Source organism: Salmonella sp. 741265055_HSA (genome assembly GCF_046569525.1).
GTDB classification, from domain to species: domain Bacteria; phylum Pseudomonadota; class Gammaproteobacteria; order Enterobacterales; family Enterobacteriaceae; genus Salmonella; species Salmonella enterica.
In genome coordinates, this window is sequence record NZ_JBKFSQ010000005.1 from 1 (window position 1) to 16,825 (window position 16,825).

Below are 16,825 nucleotides of genomic sequence, written 5' to 3' on the forward strand. Positions count from 1 at the left end.
GCTTCGCGTCGCCATCCGGCAGTCACAAAACAGTACCCGTCCGTAGGCCGGATAAGACGCTTCGCGTCGCCATCCGGCAGTCACAAAACAGTACCCGTCCGTAGGCCGGATAAAACGTTTCACGTCGCCATCCGGCAGTCACAAAACAGTACCCGCCGTAGGCCGGATAAGACGCTTCGCGTCGCTATCCGGCAATCAGATGAGCGTTATCAGGACACCAGCAACTGGTTCATACGGCGGATAAACTGGTTCGGATCTTCCAGCGTACCGCGTTCAGCGAACAGCGCCTGATCCAGCAGCAGCTCAACCCACTCTTTAAACTGCGCTTCATCCTCGGTATCGGCAGTGCGTTTAACCAGCACATGATCCGGGTTGAGCTCAAAGATGTATTTCACTTCCGGCACGGACTGACCGGCCGCGGCGAACAGTTTCGCCATCTGGGTGCTCATTTCATCCGCATCGGTGGTAACAATCGCCGGCGTGTCGGTTAAACGATGCGTCAGACGCACCTCTTTCACGCGATCGCCCAGCAGGGTTTTGACACGCTCCACGAACGGCTCAAGCGCCTTTTCCGCTTCTTTCGCATTTTCGTCGACTTCATCCGCCAGTTTTTCGATGGACTTATCGGCTTTAGCGACCGACTGGAATGCTTTACCGTCAAACTCGGTCAGGTAGTTCATCATCCACTCGTCGATGCGATCGGAGAGCAGCAGCACTTCGATGCCTTTCTTACGCAGCAGCTCCAGGTGCGGGCTGTTTTTCGCCGCCGCATAGCTGTCTGCGGTGATGTAGTAGATTTTTTCCTGCCCTTCTTTCATCCGGGAGACGTAATCTTCCAGCGACACGGTCTGGGCGGAAGAGTCTGTATGGGTGGAGGCAAAGCGCAACAGTTTAGCGATCGCTTCCTGGTTGGCGTGATCTTCCGCCGGGCCTTCTTTCAGCACCAGACCGAACTGTTTCCAGAAGGTTTGATATTTTTCCGCGTCGTCTTTCGCCAGTTTTTCCAACATTTGCAGAACGCGTTTGGTCAGGGCGCTGCGCAGATTACGCGTTACCGTGCTGTCCTGCAGGATTTCACGGGAGACGTTCAACGGCAGGTCGTTAGAATCAATCAGGCCGCGCACGAAACGCAGATAGTTCGGCATGAACTGCTCGGCATCGTCCATAATGAACACGCGCTGTACGTACAGCTTCAGACCATGTTTGTGATCGCGGTTCCACAGATCCCACGGCGCCTGCGACGGGATATACAGCAGGCTAGTGTACTCCTGCTTACCTTCCACGCGGTTGTGGCTCCAGGTCAGCGGATCGGTGAAATCATGCGCGATGTGCTTGTAAAACTCGTTGTACTCGTCGTCTTTAATTTCCGACTTGTTACGGGTCCACAACGCCTGAGCCTTGTTGATTTTCTCCCAGGAGATCACGGTTTCGCCGTCTTTTTCTTCCCGTTTTTCAATCTCTACCGGCAATGCGATGTGATCGGAATATTTGCTGATAATCGAGCGTACGCGCCAGTCATCGAGGAATTCATCTTCGCCTTCACGCAGGTGTAAGGTGATTTCCGTACCACGGTCATTTTTGGTGATATCGGCAACGGTGTATTCGCCTTCGCCTGCCGATTCCCAGAACACGCCATTTTCCGGCTTGTCGCCTGCCGCACGGGTACGTACGGTCACTTTATCGGCCACAATAAACGCTGAGTAGAAGCCTACGCCAAACTGACCGATGAGCTGGCTATCTTTCGCCTGATCGGACCCCATTGATTCGAGGAAAGATTTGGTGCCGGACTTGGCAATGGTGCCTAAGTGGTCAATTACCTCATCACGATTCATCCCCACGCCGTTATCGGCAATGGTCAACGTACGCTTATCTTTATCGAAAGAGACGCGCACACGCAGCTCACCATCTCCTTCATACAGGTCTGGGTTTGACAGAGCGCGGAAACGCAGCTTGTCCGCCGCATCTGAGGCGTTAGAGATGAGTTCACGCAGGAAGATTTCTTTATTGGAATAAAGAGAATGGATCATCAGGTGCAGAAGCTGTTTAACTTCTGACTGAAAACCACGCGTTTCTTGTCCTTTCATGTGGATAGACCTCAACAATGCCATTTTTAATGGTAAAAATACGTTGAGGGTGAGATGGGGACAAGCGGGGGTGATTTCAAGCGGAGGCCGCGAATGCCGCCTCCGTTTGTTCAGAAAATAATCTTATGGCGTCCCGCCAGCGAGTGGGACAGCGTCGTACCGTCGACCATCTCCAGTTCACCGCCAACCGGCACGCCGTGGGCGATACGACTGGCTTCGACGCCGGCCTCCGCGCACAGCTCGGCAATATAGTTCGCGGTAGCCTCCCCTTCAACCGTCGGGTTGGTCGCGAGGATCAGCTCACTGATTTTTTCTGACGCCAGCCGCTGTTCCAGACGATCGAGACCGATATCATCCGGCCCGATGCCGTCCAGCGGCGACAGGTGGCCCATCAGCACGAAATACCGCCCGGAAAATTGCCCGGTCTGCTCAATGGCGTAGATATCCGCAGGACTCTCCACCACGCAAATCTGGCCGTTTTCCTGACGCCGCGGGTTCGAACAGATATTACAAACATCCTGCTCGGTAAAGGTGCGGCAGTCGGCGCAGTGGCCGATTTCCGACATCGCCCGGGTCAGCGCCTGCGCCAGGCGCATCCCGCCGCTGCGATCGCGCTGCAACAGGGTAAACGCCATCCGCTGCGCCGACTTAGGGCCGACGCCCGGAAGGCAGCGCAACGCTTCCATAAGCTGAGTTAACAGCGGACTGGTTTGCATCAGAATGGCATCTTAAAGCCTGGCGGCAGTTGCATACCGGAAGAGACGGAGGCCATCTTCTCTTTTTGCGTCTCTTCAATGCGGCGCGCCGCATCGTTGAAGGCCGCAGCGACCAGATCTTCCAGCATCTCTTTGTCATCTTCCAGCAGGCTTGGGTCAATTTCCACGCGGCGGCAGTTATGCGCGCCGTTGATGGTAACCTTCACCAGACCCGCGCCGGATTCGCCGGTCACCTCCAGCTGCGCAATCTCTTCCTGCATTTTCTGCATTTTTTCCTGCATCTGCTGGGCCTGTTTCATCAGATTGCCCAGACCGCCTTTTCCAAACATAAGCTCTCTCTCTTGATGGTTCACAATCGCAAGCCGGGCTTACGATCAAATGGGGCGGATACTCTCTTCATCCAGCTCGGCGTCGAAGAATCGACGCAGCGTCTGAATGTTATTATCCGCGATAATTGACTCACGCGCTTGCGCGAGTTTCTCTTCATAAATGGCCTGACGCCATTCCAGCGGCGTACGCACCGCGGGATTATCATCTTCAACGATGGTCAGTTCAACCGTCGTTCCCGTCAGATCGCTGAGCGCTTGCGCCAGCTTTTGCTGCGCGCCGCTGGAATTGAGGTGCCGCTGCGTCGAGCGCAGATGCAGACAAACCGCGTTGCCGTTCTGCTCCTTCCAGGCATTAAGCGCCACCTGCTCCACCAGCTTAGGCAAAGAAAGCTGGCTTACCTGCGCCGCCCACGGATCGCGCTCAATCGCTTCTGCCGCCAGTTTAGCCGCCAGCTCCGGCGTTTTTTCATGCTCCAGAGCTTTCTTAAGCGCTTTTGGCGTAGCCACCACTTCTTTGGTTTGTACTACCGGCGTGGTGGCCTTCCAGCGATAAGCCTCTTTCTTTACTGGCGCCGTTTCCAGCGCAGATGGCGCCGGGCGCGCCTGTACGCGCTCCGAAACCGAGGCCAGCCGCTCCAGCGCAGAGTTATTCACCGGCCGCGCGCGGGATGCGGCTGCCGGTTCACTCTTTTTTGTTTTGGTTACTCCCTGCGCGCGCTGTAGCTGATTGCGCACCGCCAGCACCTGACTGGTAGACGCCGGCAGCGGCGCTGGCGATGTCTGCGGCGCGGGCGCCGACTGCTGCTGCACCTGCGGCGGCGTCATTACCGCCGTTGGGGCCACGGGCGCAAAAGACTGCCGCGGCGTTTCAGGCTCCGGCAAGGGCATACGCGGGTGAAACGCCAGCGCACGCAGTAACGTCATTTCAACGCCCATCCGCCGGTCCGGCGCCCAGGGCAATTCTTTGCGGCCAATCAACAACGTCTGATAGTAGAGCTGAAGATCGCCGGGAGGCACCGTCCGGGCAAGTTCGCGCATCCGTTGCTCGATAGCCGCCATATCGCTGCCTAACGCGGCAGGCGAAAGTTGCACCATCGCAATACGGTGCAGCAGGCTAAGCATTTCGACCAGCAGCGCTTCCCATTCAATACCGCGCGCCGCCGCCTCGTTGATAAGCGACATGACGCGTTCGCCGTTAGCGTCAACCACCGCCTCGACTAATGACAAAGCCTGGTCATCGTCCAGCGTACCGAGCATGGCGCTTACCGCCTGCGTCGAAACCTGCCCGTCGCCGCTGGCGATCGCCTGGTCAGTCAGACTTAATGCATCGCGCAGGCTGCCGTCAGCCGCACGTGATAACAACTGCAACGCGCGGGGTTCGTGAGCGATATGTTCCTCATTGAGAATATGCTCAAGCTGATGGCGAATCTGTTCAACATCCAGCGCTTTGAGATGAAACTGTAGGCAGCGCGACAAAATGGTCACCGGCAGCTTCTGCGGATCGGTGGTCGCCAGTAAAAATTTCACATGCGCTGGCGGCTCTTCAAGCGTTTTAAGTAGCGCATTAAAGCTGTGGCGCGACAGCATGTGGACTTCATCGATCAGATAGACTTTAAAGCGACCGCGCGCAGGCGCGTACTGGACGTTATCCAGCAGGTCGCGGGTGTCTTCGACTTTGGTACGCGATGCGGCGTCAATCTCAATGAGATCGACAAAACGCCCCTGCTCAATTTCCCGACAGTTATCGCAAACGCCACACGGCGTCGCGGTAATACCGGTTTCGCAGTTCAGCCCCTTCGCCAGCAGTCGGGCGATAGAGGTTTTACCGACGCCGCGCGTGCCGGAAAAAAGATATGCGTGATGAATGCGCCCTAACGACAAGCCGTTCGCCAGTGCGGTCAGCACATGTTCCTGGCCGACGACGTCAGCAAAGGTTTGTGGGCGCCATTTTCTGGCTAAGACCTGATAACTCATTGGCAGGCTCTGAAACGCTGGAAGGTGGATTCATAGAAGGGTAATGCTAACACAACCTCGCCGATACAGCGAGGTTGTCTCTCTGGCTAAAATAGCAGTGCGGATAGCCTGAATCAATGCCCCGGAAACGGCACCAGGCTATAACAGGTAATCCCCTGCTTTTCCAGACGCTGCTCACCGCCCAGATCGAACAAATTGATGATGAACGCCGCATCGGTGACTTTCCCGCCCAGACGACGGATCAACTTCACGGTCGCCTCAATGGTGCCGCCAGTCGCCAGCAGATCGTCCACGACCAGCACGTTGTCGCCAGGTTTAATCGCGTCGACATGGATTTCCAGCTGATCGGTGCCGTACTCTAATTCATAGGTCTCGGCAATAGTTTCACGCGGTAATTTGCGCGGTTTACGTACCGGAACAAAACCAACGCCCAGCCCAAGCGCAACTGGCGCGCCAAACAGGAAGCCACGCGCTTCGGTGCCGACCACTTTGGTAATACCCGCATTTTTATAACGCTCAACCAACAGTTCAATACTGAGCGCGTAGGCTTTCGGGTCTTCCAGTAAGCTGGTGACATCACGGAAAAGAATGCCCGGTTTCGGGTAATCCTGAATGCTTTTGATGCTGTTTTTGAGAAACTCAAGCTGCTGTGCAGTCGCGGTCATGGATATATGCCTGCTAAGTACGGTGTTACTCACGGCGCAATACTTTTCGGTCAGGGGTAACGCTCGGTTACTCTTTGACCGCCTGCGCCTGTGCTCGAAAACGGTCGAATTTACTGGCTGTGAACGACAATTGCAACAGCGATTCGTGTGCTTCAGCGCTTTTGTTGCTTTTCATCAATCACCGGTATCCGCCACATAAAAATCAGCAGGCAGGCCAAAATAACCAACAGCAGCACCCGCACCCACATCATATTCACCAGCCACAGCGATATACCAAAGGTCAGCAATATCAACGCGATCGCTCGCGGTTTCGCGCCCGGCGGCATGGCCCGATAGCGCTGCCAGTGGCGCAGATAACCGCCAAACCATGAGCGGTATAACAACCAGGCATGGAAACGCGGCGACGAGCGGGCGAAACACCAGGCCGCCAGTAAAATGAACGGCGTAGTCGGCAACAGGGGCAAAACCACGCCCAATGTCCCTAATACTACCGCCAGCCAGCCAATGATGATTAAAATAGTACGTTGCATAATGCGAATCGTTATCAAACAGAAGGCTACTGTAGCACAGCCTGTCTTATTTTCATCGGGGTGTTGAATTGAAAACCGCTATGCTGTTACAGACGCTGGGAGAGAGGCTGGCGACGCTACGCCAACGCTGCGCGCCGCTGGCGCAACATGCGACGTTAAGCGCGCGCTTTGACCGACACCTTTTCCGTACCCGCAGTACTCTGTTGCAGGGATATCTGGAAGAGGCTGACGCCAATCTCGTCGCGTTGCGTCAGGCGGTAAAACATGAGCAACTGCCGCAAGTCGCCTGGCTGGCGGAACATCTGGCTTCGCAACTGGAGGCGATATCGCGTGAAACCGCCGCCTGGTCGCTGCGCCAGTGGGACACCGCCGCGCCAGGGCTTGGCCGTTGGCAGCGCAGACGAATACAGCATCAGGAGTTTGAACGTCGACTACTGGCGATGACACAGGAGCGCAAAATTCGTCTGGCGCAGGCGACCAGCCTTGTCGAACAACAAACGCTGCAAAAGGAAGTCGAGATCTATGAAGGACGGCTGGCGCGCTGCCGACATGCGCTGGAGAAAATAGAAAACGTACTGGCGCGTTTAACCCGTTAACCCAGGAGAAAGTATGTCGCTTGAAAATGCCCCTGATGAAGTCAAACTGGCCGTGGATTTAATTGTGCTGCTTGAAGAGAATCGCTTACCGGCACGAACGGTGCTACGCGCGCTGGAAATAGTTATGCGTGATTATGAAAACAAGTTAAAAAGTACGGAAGACGACTCGCAAACAGAGTAATTGCCCCCTGGTTTGTCCTCGTTGTCGCTGACAAAGTGGTCGCTACAGTCAAGCAACAAGGAACGGGTCATGGAACGTCTACCCACCACGCCGCACGATGCGGTATTTCGACAGATGCTGATGCAAAAAGAGGTCGCCCGCGACTTTCTGGCTATTCACTTGCCAGAAGCCTTTCTTGCAATCTGCGATCTGGATTCACTGAAGCTGGAGTCGGGGAGTTTTGTTGAAGACAATTTACGCAGCCGCTATTCAGATATTCTCTACTCTCTGCATACCCAACACGGCCCCGGGTATGTTTACGCGCTCATTGAACATCAGAGCAAATCAGACCGGCTGATGGCTTTTCGCCTGATGCGGTACGCCATTGCCGCCATGCAGCGTCATCTGGATGCCGGTCATGATACCTTGCCGCTGGTGGTACCAATCCTCTTTTATCACGGTCCGGAAAGCCCGTGGCCCTATAGCCTTAACTGGCATAATATGTTTGTGAAACCGGATATGGCGAAGGCCTTATACAGTCATGAATTTGCGCTGGTCGACCTGACGACAATGCCGGATAATCAGCTTTTGCAGCATCGGCGGATAGCGATGTTAGAGCTCCTGCAAAAACATATTCGTCAACGCGATTTAAGCGAACTGCTCGACCCCCTTATCACGCTTTTAACGCAGGATTATTTGACGGACGCGCAGCTCAGTGTGCTGATCAACTATATGTTGAAAGCAGGAAACGCCGCAGAACCCGGGGCGCTGATTCGTCAACTGGCGCAGGGCGCGCCGCAGTATAAGGAACAACTGATGACAATAGCGGAATGGCTGGAAGAAAAAGGCCGAACGGAAGGGTTGCAAAAGGGCCTGCAAAAAGGCCTTGAGCAAGGGTTAGCACAAGGCCGTGAGGCCGAAGCGCGCGCTATTGCCCGCAAAATGCTTGCCAACGGGCTGGAACCCGGGCTCATCGCCAGCGTCACCGGCATTACGCCGGAAGAGCTTTCTACGCTTTCACATTAGCGGCGCCGCGCGCACTCATAAAGCGCGCAGCCCACCGCCTTTTAGCTTGCCGTAGGCGCCAGATCGCCGCCGTTGAGATCGCGCTTCACTTCAGTGACTTCGTCGCCCTTCGCGTTATGCAGATGCACCTCAAGCTGGTTAAAGGCGATATTGATATCATTTTCACGGCACAGTCGATCGATCGCGCGGTTCAGTTCATCCACCGTATGGCTACGATCGCGCAATTCACGCACATACAGACGCAGTTCATGATCCAGAGTGCTGGCGCCAAAGGTGGTGAAGAATACGGCAGGTTCCGGATCGTGCATCACCTTCGGATGCTCCATCGCCGCCTGTAGCAGGACTCTTTTCACTTTCTCCAGATCCGAGCCATAAGCCACGCCAAGCCGGATCACCAGACGTGTCGTGGTATCGGAGAGGGACCAGTTAATCAGCCGCTCCGTCACGAACGCTTTGTTCGGAATGATCACTTCTTTACGATCAAAATCGGTAATAGTGGTGGCGCGAATACGAATCTTACTGACCGTACCGGAATAGGTGCCGATCGTTACCGTATCGCCAATGCGTACCGGACGTTCGAAGAGGATGATTAAACCCGAGACAAAGTTACCGAAGATCTCCTGTAGCCCAAAACCGAGACCCACCGACAACGCCGCCGCCAGCCACTGGAGTTTATCCCACGAGACGCCGAGCGATCCGAATACTGTCATCGCGCCAACAGCGATAATGACGTAGTTAAGGATCGTGGTGATCGCATACGAAGCCCCCTGGCGCATATTCAGGCGTGAAAGCACCAGCACTTCCAGCAGGCCGGGTAAGTTGCGGATGAGCGCCCAGGCCACCATCGCGGCAATAATGGCGAATAGCAAGCTGCCCATCGTCACGCTTTTCACCACCGCAGCGCCAGCTTCGGAGCCGTTGTAGTGCCACAGCGTGATGCTATCAAGATAGCTGAATACGGTGATCAAATCGGACCAAATCGCCCAGAACATAACGCCGAACAGGGCAAGCATTAGCAGCATCGTGATACGTAATGTTTGCTGGTTAATCTGCTCCAACGCGATGGTGGGTTCTTCCTGTGGCTCCGCGCCTTCCGCTCCCTCTTTTACCAGGTTCTGACGACGAGCCAGCGCGCGTCGCCAGGCAATCCGGCGCGCCGCTACGCTTAACCCGCGCAGCACCGTTTGATAAAGCAGGTTCCAGATAATGACCAGATAGACGGTTTCAATCCAGCGCCCCGCCAGGCGCAGCGTGGTATAGAAATAGCCGGTCGCCGTTAATACCATTAACGCCACCGGAATGATGGAAAGAATCGTCACGGTCACCAGTCGAATGCCGTGAGATTCTTTATCGCGCCAGCTTTCCCGGCACAGTGGCCATACCAGTAATGTTATGACCAGCAGATTGAGGAAAATAACCGCCTGTCCCAGCACGTCATCCATCAGATTCAGCGGCGACAACTCCGCCACCACAGACCAAAAGTGCAGCGGCAGCAATGCGAGGCTAATGCGTACAATCTGACGACGCCAGTGGCTGGTCAACTGCGCTGGCATACCAAAATGGCGTATCGCCACGCCCTCTTTTTCCAGCACCTTCCAGCACAGCCCAAAGACCAGCCAGAACATCGCGAGCTTTTTACTAAAGGCCCAGAGCAGATCGCTGATATTTAGCTGCATGGTCAGCAGGATCAGTCCAAGCGCGAGGATAATCAGACACACCGGCAGCGCGCGGATCAGATCGATCAGAATAGCTTTTGGCGTATTGAGTTGACTATCGTTACGCAGCGATCCCACGGCGGCGGCCAGCTTCTGTTGATACGCTTTTAACCATTTCAGACGCCAGCGGATTAAACCGGCGATGAGTAAGAGCGGCAACCCGGCCAAAAAAGCAATAAATACCGCGGGCCAGGCTTTTTGCCAGTTCACCGTGATTTTCATGGCGCTGAATTGCTCTTTTAACGTTTGGGGGAACGCTTTAAGCCAGTCCCAGTCCATAGGCCGGTTACTGTTCACCCAAAAAATCTGCTGCGTCAGAATGGCTTTCAGATTTTTCGAGACGCTCATCAACTGCTGCTGGTTAACTTGCAGGTTAATCGCCATCATCAGCTGGTTACCCAACTGTTTATTTAGCTGATCCAATAGCTCACGGCGCATCTCCACCACCTGAAGCAACGCATCATGAACTTCATCATTCACCTCGCTGGTATGCCCCTCCTCCAGCTTGTCGACAAAGGCATCGCTTTGGAATAAGGCATCACGCTGCTGGTTGATTTCAAACTGCTCCAGACGTAAATCCGCAATACGGTTGGTCATATCTTCGAGTTCGTCGGCGGAGGGCAGGGTTTGCTGCTGTTGATAAAGAATACGCGACAGCAACAGGCTGCCTTTTAAGACGGCAATCTGTTCTTTGATATTTCTTTCCGACTGCAGCGCGCGATCGAGCCAGTTTTTTACTTTAATGTTTTGCTGCATCAACATATTGCCGTTTTCGGTCGCGACAATCAGACGCTGGCTGAGTTGATGGTTAATATCCAGTTCCTGTTTTACCAGCGGGTTCGCCTGGATACGCGCCGTTTCGTCCGGCGAAATGGCCTCCTGGGCCGTTTTTTCCGTTAGCGTAAGTCGTTTACTGTTGACCGCCTCCTGTAAAAGTTGAAGCTGATGTTCAAGGCGATTACTGTTGGCCGTCACGTAATCCCGCTGTTTTTGCAGGGTGTCCTGCAAAACGGTATTCCCTTCAAGACTCTTACGTTGCTGGTCGATCTGCGCATTAAGCAGCGCCTGTTTTGCCTGTAATAACACCTGTTGGCTGGGGCGAAGCGCGGCTTCCCCGACGTTATTGCCGTCCAGACGGTTACGGATTTGCTGTATTTGCTGCGAGGCGGTATACATGGCGTTTTGCACGCGCTCAGGCTGGGTCTGTAGCGAAACAAGCTGGCTGTTATAAGCGGCAAGATCGTTTTGCGAATTTTGCAAATCATCCAGTACCTGCGCCACACGTAGCTCAAGCTGACGTAACGAAAGCGCACTCAGCGTTTTTCGCATTTCATCATCATTATCGACATCGCTCAGCGCATTCAACGCAGCCGTCGCCTGACGCATTTTTTCAGGCGCCTGCGCCACCTTCTGCCGTAGCTGTATGGTCTCCTCTTTTACCCGCTCGATTTTCTCCAGCGTAGCTAACGTATCAATAAGGTCCTGCTGGACGAGCTTATCCTGGGCGGAGAGATCTTTTTGCTTATTCAGCGTATCCAGCTGGTTTTGCACATCTGCTTTTGACGGCAGGTCGCCATTCGTTTGCCCCCGGGCAAATGCCAGAGACTGACAGGACAGCAGGATAATAAGGAAGCTAATTGTAATAAAAACAAAATGCTGTGAACGTTTATAAAGCTGCAACATAGTCATGAGAATGAAGTGTCTGAACCGGCAAGCAGACCGGAAATAATTGAGTCGCAAGAATATCACGCCTGTAACAAACAGAATAGCGACACAGAAAATGTCCAGGAGTTTTCCTGGAATATTATCAGGGGGAGCCGTTGACCGTCGACGCGCGCAGCGTCGGACACAATTGATACATCTCCAGCAGGATAGTGACGTAGGCGCGAGCTTCTTTTTTTAAATCAAACGATTGCGGAGCAAATAACCAGTTTTCCATGAGCCCTGAAATAAAGCTGCGCATCAGTATCGCCGCACGACGGGTCAGCAGATTTTCAGGCAGCATTTTAGCATTAATACAATGTTTTAACGTTTGCTCAATCCGATCGTAACTTTCCAGACAAAGGCCACGTTGCGCCTGTTGAACCACAACCATTTCTCCGACAAACTCACATTTATGGAATATAATCTCCATCAATAAGCGGCGTCGTTCTTCTGTTACAGTAGCTTCAAGAATATGAACTAAAATTTCTCTTAATACAGATAGTGGATCGTCGGGGAATTTTGCCTGATACTCAATCTCAAGCTCACCAATATTGGATTCTGATAGCTCCCAGATCTCACTGAATAAATCCGACTTATTTTTGAAATGCCAATAGATTGCGCCGCGCGTCACGCCAGCAGCGTTCGCAATCTCCGCCAGCGAGGTTGCTGATACGCCTTGCTGCGAGAACAAACGCAGGGCCACATCCAGGATGTGTTGTCGTGTCTCCAGCGCTTGTTGTTTGGTTTTTCGTGCCATATGTCGGTGAATTTACAGGCGTTAGATTTACATACATTTATGAATGTATGTACCATAGCACGACGATAATATAAACGCAGCAATGGGTTTAAGGACCTTTGACCATTGACCAATTTGAAATCGGACACTCGAGGTTTACATATGAACAAAAACAGAGGGTTAACGCCTCTGGCGGTCGTTCTGATGCTCTCAGGCAGCTTAGCGCTAACAGGATGTGACGACAAACAGGACCAGCAAGGCGGCCAGCAGATGCCAGAAGTTGGGGTTGTCACACTAAAAACGGAACCACTGCAAATCACAACTGAACTTCCGGGTCGTACCGTTGCTTACCGTATCGCCGAAGTTCGCCCGCAGGTAAGCGGCATTATCCTGAAGCGTAATTTCGTTGAGGGAAGTGATATCGAAGCGGGAGCCTCTCTCTATCAGATTGATCCTGCGACCTACCAGGCGACTTACGACAGCGCTAAGGGCGATCTGGCAAAAGCGCAGGCCGCCGCGAATATCGCTGAACTGACGGTGAAGCGTTATCAAAAGCTGCTGGGTACGCAGTACATCAGTAAGCAAGAATACGATCAGGCGCTGGCTGACGCGCAACAAGCGACTGCCGCCGTTGTCGCAGCAAAAGCCGCCGTTGAAACCGCACGTATCAACCTGGCGTATACCAAAGTCACCTCGCCGATTAGCGGTCGTATTGGTAAGTCGTCCGTAACGGAAGGCGCGCTGGTACAGAACGGTCAGGCGTCGGCGCTGGCGACAGTGCAGCAGCTGGACCCTATTTATGTCGATGTGACCCAGTCCAGCAATGACTTCCTGCGCCTGAAGCAGGAGCTGGCAAATGGTTCGCTGAAACAGGAAAACGGCAAAGCGAAGGTCGACCTGGTGACCAGCGACGGTATCAAATTCCCGCAGTCCGGTACGCTTGAATTCTCCGATGTGACCGTTGACCAAAGCACCGGGTCTATTACTTTGCGCGCCATCTTCCCTAACCCGGATCACACCTTATTGCCAGGAATGTTCGTTCGCGCACGTCTGCAGGAAGGGACAAAACCGACGGCATTACTGGTTCCACAACAGGGCGTTACCCGTACTCCACGCGGCGATGCCACGGTGCTGGTGGTTGGCGCTGATAACAAAGTGGAAACCCGCCAAATCGTCGCAAGCCAGGCGATCGGCGATAAGTGGCTGGTGACTGACGGGTTGAAAGCGGGCGACCGCGTAGTCGTCAGCGGGCTGCAAAAAGTACGTCCTGGCGCACAGGTTAAAGTGCAGGAAATTACCGCGAATAACAAACAGCAAGCCGCAAACGGTGATCAACCTGCTCAGCCCAGGTCTTAACTTAAACAGGAGCCGTTAAGACATGCCTAATTTCTTTATCGATCGCCCTATATTTGCGTGGGTGATCGCCATCATCATCATGTTGGCAGGGGGGCTCGCGATCCTCAAATTGCCGGTAGCGCAATATCCGACGATTGCGCCACCAGCAGTGACGATCTCCGCAACCTACCCTGGCGCTGATGCGAAAACGGTACAGGATACCGTCACGCAGGTTATCGAACAGAATATGAACGGTATCGATAACCTGATGTATATGTCCTCCAACAGTGACTCCACGGGGACCGTGCAGATCACGCTGACCTTTGAATCCGGCACCGATGCGGATATCGCGCAGGTTCAGGTTCAGAACAAGTTGCAACTGGCAATGCCGTTACTTCCCCAGGAAGTACAGCAACAGGGCGTGAGCGTTGAGAAGTCCTCAAGTAGCTTCCTGATGGTAGTGGGCGTCATTAACACCGACGGCACCATGACCCAGGAGGATATTTCGGATTACGTTGCCGCCAATATGAAAGATCCGATCAGCCGTACCTCTGGGGTGGGCGACGTTCAGCTGTTTGGTTCGCAGTATGCGATGCGTATCTGGATGAATCCGACAGAGCTGACCAAATACCAACTGACGCCGGTCGACGTGATTAACGCGATCAAAGCGCAGAACGCCCAGGTCGCGGCAGGTCAGCTCGGTGGTACGCCGCCGGTAAAAGGCCAGCAGCTTAACGCATCGATTATTGCCCAAACGCGTCTGACCTCAACGGATGAGTTTGGCAAAATCCTGCTGAAAGTAAATCAGGATGGCTCCCAGGTTCGTCTGCGGGATGTAGCGAAAATTGAGCTTGGCGGCGAAAACTACGACGTCATCGCGAAATTTAACGGTCAGCCAGCGTCAGGTCTTGGCATCAAACTGGCTACCGGCGCCAACGCGCTGGATACCGCTACCGCTATTCGCGCCGAACTGAAAAAAATGGAACCATTCTTCCCGCCAGGGATGAAAATCGTCTACCCGTATGACACCACGCCGTTCGTGAAGATCTCTATTCATGAAGTGGTAAAAACGCTGGTCGAAGCGATTATCCTCGTGTTCCTGGTGATGTACCTGTTCCTGCAGAACTTCCGCGCGACGTTGATTCCGACTATTGCGGTTCCGGTGGTGTTGTTGGGAACCTTTGCCGTGCTTGCGGCATTCGGTTTCTCGATAAACACGCTGACGATGTTCGGGATGGTGCTCGCCATCGGCTTGCTGGTGGATGACGCCATCGTGGTGGTCGAGAACGTCGAACGTGTTATGACGGAAGAAGGCCTTCCGCCGAAGGAAGCGACGCGCAAATCCATGGGCCAGATTCAGGGCGCATTGGTGGGTATCGCGATGGTACTGTCGGCGGTATTTATTCCGATGGCCTTCTTTGGCGGCTCAACCGGGGCAATTTATCGTCAGTTCTCTATCACCATCGTATCGGCGATGGCGCTGTCGGTGCTAGTCGCGCTGATCCTGACGCCCGCGCTGTGCGCGACGATGCTCAAACCCGTCGCCAAAGGCGATCACGGCGAAGAGAAAAAAGGCTTTTTCGGCTGGTTTAACCGCCTGTTCGATAAGAGCACGCATCACTACACCGATAGCGTAGGCAATATTCTGCGCAGCACCGGGCGTTACCTGCTGCTCTATCTCATTATCGTCGTCGGTATGGCTTATCTGTTCGTTCGTCTGCCAAGTTCTTTCTTGCCGGATGAAGACCAGGGCGTATTCCTGACAATGGTCCAGCTCCCCGCCGGCGCAACGCAAGAGCGCACGCAAAAAGTGCTGGATGAGGTCACGGATTACTATCTGAACAAAGAGAAAGCCAACGTTGAATCGGTATTCGCCGTCAACGGCTTCGGTTTTGCAGGGCGCGGTCAGAATACCGGTATTGCATTCGTGTCGTTGAAAGACTGGGCCGATCGTCCAGGCGAAAAAAATAAGGTTGAAGCGATCACCCAACGGGCAACCACAGCATTTTCACAAATTAAAGATGCGATGGTCTTCGCCTTTAACCTGCCAGCGATTGTTGAACTGGGCACCGCAACCGGGTTTGACTTCGAGTTGATTGACCAGGCGGGACTTGGTCATGAAAAACTCACCCAGGCGCGTAATCAGTTGTTCGGCGAGGTGGCGAAATATCCTGATCTGCTGGTAGGCGTTCGACCTAACGGCCTGGAAGATACGCCGCAGTTTAAAATCGATATCGACCAGGAAAAAGCTCAGGCGCTGGGCGTGTCTATTAGCGACATTAATACCACGCTGGGCGCAGCATGGGGCGGCAGCTATGTAAACGACTTTATCGATCGCGGTCGTGTGAAGAAAGTTTACGTGATGTCCGAAGCGAAATACCGCATGTTGCCGGATGATATTAACGACTGGTACGTTCGTGGTAGCGATGGTCAGATGGTGCCATTCTCCGCATTCTCCTCTTCCCGCTGGGAATATGGTTCGCCGCGTCTGGAACGCTATAACGGTCTGCCTTCGATGGAAATTCTGGGTCAGGCGGCGCCAGGCAAGAGTACCGGTGAAGCGATGGCGATGATGGAAGAACTGGCCAGCAAGCTGCCGTCAGGCATTGGGTATGACTGGACCGGGATGTCCTACCAGGAACGGTTGTCCGGCAACCAGGCCCCTGCCCTGTATGCTATCTCGCTGATCGTCGTCTTCCTGTGTCTGGCGGCATTGTATGAGAGCTGGTCTATCCCGTTCTCCGTAATGCTGGTTGTTCCGCTTGGGGTTATCGGCGCGCTGCTGGCCGCGACCTTCCGCGGACTGACTAACGACGTTTACTTCCAGGTGGGCCTGCTCACAACCATTGGGTTGTCGGCGAAGAACGCGATACTTATCGTCGAATTCGCCAAAGACTTAATGGATAAAGAAGGGAAAGGTCTGGTAGAAGCGACGCTGGAGGCCGTCCGGATGCGTTTGCGCCCGATTCTGATGACCTCGTTAGCGTTCATGCTAGGGGTTATGCCGCTGGTTATCAGTTCCGGCGCAGGTTCCGGCGCACAGAATGCGGTAGGTACTGGCGTACTGGGCGGGATGGTAACGGCAACCGTACTGGCTATTTTCTTCGTACCGGTCTTCTTCGTGGTGGTACGCCGCCGCTTTAGCCGTAAAAGCGAAGATATTGAGCATAGTCATTCGACAGAACATCGCTGATTTGCTCACTGTTGATAAGGCCGCGCAAGCGGCCTTTTTTACGCAAAAATCATAAAATACGC

At 54.0% G+C, this 16,825-nt stretch carries 13 protein-coding genes and 1 other annotated feature; of the genes, 5 read left to right on the forward strand and 8 right to left on the reverse strand.

All coding sequences use genetic code 11. The features are described from left to right. Positions 1-209: 209 nt before the first annotated feature. The 6 genes from htpG to ACLD4K_RS04055 all read right to left on the reverse strand — a co-directional run bounded on the left by htpG (position 210) and on the right by ACLD4K_RS04055 (position 6,298). Positions 210-2,084, reverse strand: coding sequence for a molecular chaperone HtpG (gene htpG / locus ACLD4K_RS04030; RefSeq protein ID WP_183052673.1), 1,875 nt, complete (start codon positions 2,082-2,084; stop codon positions 210-212). A 110-nt stretch (positions 2,085-2,194) separates the two neighbouring features. Then, the gene (gene recR / locus ACLD4K_RS04035; protein WP_001195023.1) at positions 2,195-2,800 is read right to left on the reverse strand and encodes a recombination mediator RecR; all 606 of its coding nucleotides are present in this window, start codon (positions 2,798-2,800) and stop codon (positions 2,195-2,197) included. Next, positions 2,800-3,129 carry a YbaB/EbfC family nucleoid-associated protein gene (locus ACLD4K_RS04040; RefSeq protein WP_000467098.1) on the reverse strand — a complete coding sequence of 110 codons (330 nt, stop codon included), beginning with the start codon at positions 3,127-3,129 and terminating at the stop codon, positions 2,800-2,802. The genes recR and ACLD4K_RS04040 overlap by 1 nt, the downstream gene beginning before the upstream one ends. Before the next feature lie 45 nt (positions 3,130-3,174). Further along, entirely contained in the window at positions 3,175-5,103 is a 1,929-nt protein-coding gene (gene dnaX, locus ACLD4K_RS04045; protein WP_411011422.1) for a DNA polymerase III subunit gamma/tau, read from the reverse strand. Next, positions 3,778-3,842 (reverse strand) — a sequence feature (DnaX frameshifting element). Its footprint overlaps the gene before it by 65 nt. Before the next feature lie 113 nt (positions 5,104-5,216). Next, entirely contained in the window at positions 5,217-5,768 is a 552-nt protein-coding gene (apt, locus tag ACLD4K_RS04050) for an adenine phosphoribosyltransferase (RefSeq protein WP_000127350.1), read from the reverse strand. Positions 5,769-5,920: 152 nt separating this feature from the next. Beyond that, complete coding sequence (locus ACLD4K_RS04055; protein WP_001189860.1) at positions 5,921-6,298, reverse strand: DUF454 family protein; 378 nt, start codon at positions 6,296-6,298, stop codon at positions 5,921-5,923. 68 nt (positions 6,299-6,366) lie between these two features. Here ACLD4K_RS04055 and priC point away from each other — a divergent pair, with 68 nt between their 5' ends. From priC to ACLD4K_RS04070, 3 genes are all read left to right on the forward strand, one after another. After that, entirely contained in the window at positions 6,367-6,894 is a 528-nt protein-coding gene (gene priC / locus ACLD4K_RS04060; protein ID WP_411011423.1) for a primosomal replication protein N'', read from the forward strand. A gap of 13 nt (positions 6,895-6,907) precedes the next feature. Beyond that, the gene (gene rsmS, locus ACLD4K_RS04065; RefSeq protein ID WP_000051161.1) at positions 6,908-7,075 is read left to right on the forward strand and encodes a pleiotropic regulatory protein RsmS; all 168 of its coding nucleotides are present in this window, start codon (positions 6,908-6,910) and stop codon (positions 7,073-7,075) included. A gap of 69 nt (positions 7,076-7,144) precedes the next feature. After that, the gene (locus ACLD4K_RS04070) at positions 7,145-8,080 is read left to right on the forward strand and encodes an Rpn family recombination-promoting nuclease/putative transposase (protein ID WP_411011424.1); all 936 of its coding nucleotides are present in this window, start codon (positions 7,145-7,147) and stop codon (positions 8,078-8,080) included. A gap of 41 nt (positions 8,081-8,121) precedes the next feature. On the opposite strand, the gene mscK is transcribed toward ACLD4K_RS04070, so the two are convergent. Continuing rightward, positions 8,122-11,484, reverse strand: a complete 3,363-nt coding sequence (gene mscK / locus ACLD4K_RS04075; protein WP_411011425.1) for a mechanosensitive channel MscK — start codon at positions 11,482-11,484, stop codon at positions 8,122-8,124. Between the two features lie 118 nt (positions 11,485-11,602). After that, positions 11,603-12,256: a multidrug efflux transporter transcriptional repressor AcrR gene (gene acrR / locus ACLD4K_RS04080; RefSeq protein ID WP_023201991.1), complete on the reverse strand. Its 654-nt coding sequence runs from the start codon at positions 12,254-12,256 to the stop codon at positions 11,603-11,605. A gap of 141 nt (positions 12,257-12,397) precedes the next feature. Here acrR and acrA point away from each other — a divergent pair, with 141 nt between their 5' ends. Further along, positions 12,398-13,591 (forward strand): multidrug efflux RND transporter periplasmic adaptor subunit AcrA, encoded by a 1,194-nt coding sequence (gene acrA, locus ACLD4K_RS04085; RefSeq protein ID WP_183059594.1) that lies wholly within the window; start codon positions 12,398-12,400, stop codon positions 13,589-13,591. Between the two features lie 22 nt (positions 13,592-13,613). Continuing rightward, complete coding sequence (gene acrB, locus ACLD4K_RS04090; RefSeq protein ID WP_411011426.1) at positions 13,614-16,763, forward strand: efflux RND transporter permease AcrB; 3,150 nt, start codon at positions 13,614-13,616, stop codon at positions 16,761-16,763. Positions 16,764-16,825: the final 62 nt, after the last annotated feature.